The sequence below is a fragment of the Mycobacterium sp. genome (assembly GCF_046095365.1).
GTDB lineage: Bacteria > Actinomycetota > Actinomycetes > Mycobacteriales > Mycobacteriaceae > Mycobacterium.
Genome location: NZ_JBJTJF010000008.1, coordinates 1 through 4,445, shown reverse-complemented (window position 1 = coordinate 4,445; position 4,445 = coordinate 1). Strand labels below are relative to the sequence as shown.

The following is a 4,445-nucleotide window of genomic DNA, read 5'->3' as shown; positions in this document are numbered from 1 at the left end:
GTGGTGGAGGAGGAGGCGGTTCATGGTGACCTGGGTGCTGGTGCTGGCACTGCTGGCGGCGGTGGCGGTTCTGATCGGCTTCGTGGCCGGTTACAACAAACTCCGGTCCGCCGACGTGCAGGCCGACGAGGCACTCGGCGGCGTCGACGTGCAACTGACCCGGCGCGCGTCGCTGATTCCCGGTCTGGTCAGCACCGTTCAGGGGTTCGCCGCCCACGAGAAGTCCGTGCTCGGCCGCATCGCCGACGCCCAGGCCGCGCTGACCGCGGCCACCTCGGGCAAGTCGGTGGCCCGGCGCAGCTCTGCCGAGCAACAGTTCGACTCGGCGGTTGGCCAGGTGCTCGCGCTGGGCCAGACCTACCCGCAACTGAACTCCTCGAACAACTTCCTGGATCTGCAGCGCAATCTCGCCGACACCGAGGACAGACTCGCCTTCGCCCGCCAGTACTACAACGACTCGGCGGCGACTGTGAACCGGTTGCGCAGCACGATCCCGTGGATGTTCGTCGCCGGGATGGCGGGTGTCGGAGAGCGGGAGTACTTCCAGGTACCGAAATGACCGGCGCCGGTCTCACCGTCCGTGCCTACCGAAATCACCGGTAGCCCAATGCGAATCGTCTTCGCCGGCACCCCCGACCCGGCGCTGCCCGCACTGCGCCGGCTGATCGACTCGCCTCGCCACGAGGTGGTGGCTGTGCTCACCCGTCCCGATGCGGCGGCGGGCCGGCGCGGCCGGCCCGGGCCCTCGCCGGTCGCCCGGACAGCGCTGGAGGCCGGTATCCCGGTGCTGCGCCCGCCGCGCCCGAACACCCCGGAGTTCGCCGCAGAACTGGCCGCGCTGGCCCCGGACTGCTGTGCCGTGGTTGCCTACGGGGCGCTGCTGGGGCCCGACCTGTTGGCGGTGCCCCCGCACGGCTGGGTCAACCTGCATTTCTCGCTGCTGCCGGCCTGGCGCGGCGCGGCGCCGGTGCAGGCCGCGATCGCCGCCGGCGACGCCGTCACCGGGGCGACGACCTTCCTGATCGAACCGGCCTTGGACTCCGGGCCGGTCTACGGCGTGGTCACCGAGACCATCCGTCCCGGTGACACCGCCGGGGAGCTGCTGGCCCGGCTGGCCGACTCCGGCGCCGGACTGCTGGAGACGACCATGGACGGGATCGCCGACGGGTCGCTGTGCCCGGTTGCGCAGCCCCCCGACGGAATCAGCACCGCGCCGAAGATCACCGTCGAGTCCGCCCGGGTGCGCTGGGATCTGCCGGCTCATGTGATCGAACGCCGCATCCGCTCGGTCACCCCGGCGCCCGGGGCCTGGACGATGATCGCCGACCTGCGGGTCAAGCTGGGCCCGGTCACCGTCGACGAGGCCGCCGATCGGTTGGCGCCCGGGGTGATCAGCGTCGAACGCTCGGCGGTCCGGGTGGGCACCGGATCGGCGCCGGTTGTCCTCGGGCAGGTGCAGCCCCCGGGCCGCACAGCGATGTCCGCCGCCGACTGGGCGCGGGGGGCGCGGCCGGACGACGGGGCGGTCGCCACGTGAGCGACCGGCGGCGCGGGCGCCCGCCGCGCGCCCCGCTGGATCCGGCCCGACGCGCCGCCCTGGACGTGCTGCGCGCGGTCTCCGAACGGGACGCCTACGCGAACCTGGCCCTGCCGGCGCTGCTCGCCGAGCGCGCCATCACCGGCCGCGACGCCGCCTTCGCGACCGAACTGACCTACGGCACCTGCCGAACCCGCGGACTGCTCGACGCCGTCATCGCCGCGGCCGCAGGCCGTCCGGTCGACAAGATCGACCCGGTGCTGCTCGACCTGCTCCGGCTGGGCGCCTACCAGCTGCTGCGCACCAACGTCGCCCAGCATGCCGCGGTGTCCACCACGGTCGAGCAGGCCGGAATCGAATTCGATTCGGCCCGAGCCGGGTTCGTCAACGCCGTACTCCGGAGGATCGCCGGGCGCGACGAGCCTTCCTGGGTCGCCGAGCTGGCCCCGGCCGCCTCCGACGACCCGATCGGTCGTGCCGCCTTCACCAGGGCGCACCCCAGGTGGATCGCCCAGGCCTTCGCCGACGCGCTGGGAGCCGACGCCGGCGAACTGGACGCGGCGCTGGCCGCCGACGATGCCCGCCCGGTCGTGCATCTCGCGGCCCGCCCGGGTGTGCTCACCGCGGCCGAACTGGCCGAGGCGGTCGACGGGCAGCCGGGGCGCTACTCGCCGTACGCGGTCTACCTCGGCGGCGGAGACCCGGGCGGGCTGGCGGCGGTGCGCGACGGACGGGCGCTGGTCCAGGACGAGGGCAGCCAGCTGGTCGCGCGGGCACTGACGCTGGCCCCGCTCGAGGGCCAGGACGGCGGCCGCTGGCTGGACCTGTGTGCGGGACCGGGCGGCAAGACCGCCCTGATGGCGGCCATCGCCGCGCAGCGGGGAGCGGGCGTCACGGCAGTCGAACCCAACCCGCGCCGCGCCGAGCTCGTCGAGCAGAACACCCGGGGTCTGCCGGTCGAGGTGCTGCGGGCCGACGGTCGCGAATTGAGCCCCCCGGCAGAAGGTTTCGACCGGGTACTCGTCGACGCCCCGTGCACCGGTCTGGGTGCGCTGCGGCGCCGCCCGGAGGCACGCTGGCGGCGCACCCCCGCCGACGTCGCCGCGCTGACCAGACTGCAGCGCGAACTGCTGGCCTCGGCCATCGGGCTGACCCGGCCGGGCGGGGTGGTGCTGTATGCGACCTGCTCGCCGCACCTGGCCGAGACCGTCGGCGTGGTTTCCGACGCGCTGCGCCGGCACCCGGTCACCGCACTGGACGCCCGGCCGCTGTTCGAGCCGGTCGCAAACCTCGGCGACGGGCCCTACGTCCAGCTGTGGCCGCACCGGCACGGCACCGACGCGATGTTCGCCGCCGCGCTTCGCAAGAACCGGTGATCGCCCTACAGTGAGGGCCATGGCAACACCGAGCAGGCCGATGATCGCCCCGTCGATCCTGTCCGCAGACTTCGCCCGGCTGGCGAGCGAGGCCGCCGCCGTCGACGGCGCGGACTGGCTGCACGTCGACGTGATGGACGCCCACTTCGTGCCGAACCTGACTCTGGGCCTGCCGGTGGTGGAGAGCCTGCTCCAGGCGACCGACATCCCGATGGACTGCCACCTGATGATCACCAACCCGGACCGCTGGGCGCCGCCCTACGCCGAGGCCGGCGCCCACAACGTCACGTTCCACGCCGAGGCCACCGAGAATCCGGTGGCGGTGGCGCGGGATATCCGCGCCGCCGGCGCCAAGGCCGGGCTGTCGGTCAAGCCGGGCACGCCGATCGAGCCCTATCTGGAGATACTCCGGGATTTCGACACCCTGCTGGTGATGTCGGTCGAACCCGGCTTCGGCGGGCAGAGCTTCATCCCCGAGGTGCTCTCGAAGGTTCAGCGGGTGCGCCGGCTGGTCGACTCCGGCGAGCTGAAGATCCTGATCGAGATCGACGGCGGCATCAACGCCGACACCATCGAGCAGGCCGCCGAAGCCGGAGTGGACTGCTTCGTGGCCGGCTCGGCGGTGTACGGCGCCGGCGACCCGGCCGCCGCCGTCGAGGCGCTGCGACGGCAGGCCGGCGCCGCCTCACCGCACCTTCGGGTATGACCACACCCGAGCGGATCGCCGCCGCGATGGCTCTGGCCGTCGAGCAGGCCCGGCGGGTCAAGGGCTCGACCTACCCGAACCCGCCTGTCGGAGCGGTGATCCTGGCGCCCGACGGCCAGATCGCCGGGGTGGGCGCGACCGAGACGGCCGGGGGAGCGCACGCCGAGGTGGTTGCCCTGCGCGCGGCGGGGGAACGGGCGGCCGGCGGCACCGCGGTGGTCACCTTGGAGCCGTGCAACCACCACGGCCGCACACCCCCGTGTACCGAGGCCCTGACGCAGGCCGGGGTGGCGGCGGTGGTCTACGCGCTCGACGACCCCAACCCGGTCGCGGCCGGCGGGGCGCAGCGCCTTCGGGCGGCCGGCGTTGCGGTGAGTGCCGGGGTGTGCGCCGACGAGGCCGCGGCCGGGCCGCTGCGGGAGTGGCTGCACAAGCAGCGCACCGGCCTGCCGCATGTGACCTGGAAGTTCGCCACCGGTATCGACGGCCGCAGTGCGGCGGCGGACGGGTCCTCGCGGTGGGTGACCAGCGAGGCCGCGCGCGCCGATGTGCACCGGCGGCGGTCGGCGGCGGATGCGATCGTGGTGGGACCCGGCACGGTGTTCGCCGACAATCCGGCACTGACCGCCCGGCGCCCCGACGGCACGATCGCCCAGCGCCAGCCACTGCGGGTCGTTGTCGGCGAGCGGGAGATTCCACCGGAATCCCATGTGCTCAATGACGATTCGCCCACGATGCTGCTGCGGACCCGCGACCCCCACGAGGTGATCCGGGCGCTGTCCGACCGGACAGACGTGCTCCTGGAAGGCGGTCCGACGCTGGCCGG

General features: G+C 73.7%; 5 protein-coding genes. All 5 read left to right on the top strand.

Going from position 1 to position 4,445, the window contains the following annotated elements:
* Positions 1-22 precede the first annotated feature (22 nt).
* A complete protein-coding gene (locus ACKOQ4_RS00375) occupies positions 23-559 on the top strand; it encodes a LemA family protein (RefSeq protein ID WP_526287678.1) in 537 nt (178 codons plus the stop codon).
* 48 nt (positions 560-607) lie between these two features.
* Entirely contained in the window at positions 608-1,537 is a 930-nt protein-coding gene (gene fmt, locus ACKOQ4_RS00370) for a methionyl-tRNA formyltransferase (protein WP_526287676.1), read from the top strand.
* Positions 1,534-2,913: a transcription antitermination factor NusB gene (locus ACKOQ4_RS00365; protein ID WP_526287674.1), complete on the top strand. Its 1,380-nt coding sequence runs from the start codon at positions 1,534-1,536 to the stop codon at positions 2,911-2,913. Before fmt ends, ACKOQ4_RS00365 begins: the two co-directional genes overlap by 4 nt.
* 19 nt (positions 2,914-2,932) lie before the next feature.
* Entirely contained in the window at positions 2,933-3,619 is a 687-nt protein-coding gene (gene rpe / locus ACKOQ4_RS00360; protein WP_526287672.1) for a ribulose-phosphate 3-epimerase, read from the top strand.
* Positions 3,616-4,445: bifunctional diaminohydroxyphosphoribosylaminopyrimidine deaminase/5-amino-6-(5-phosphoribosylamino)uracil reductase RibD (gene ribD, locus ACKOQ4_RS00355; protein WP_526287670.1), on the top strand; the 830-nt coding region annotated here is incomplete at its 3' end. The genes rpe and ribD, both read left to right, overlap by 4 nt.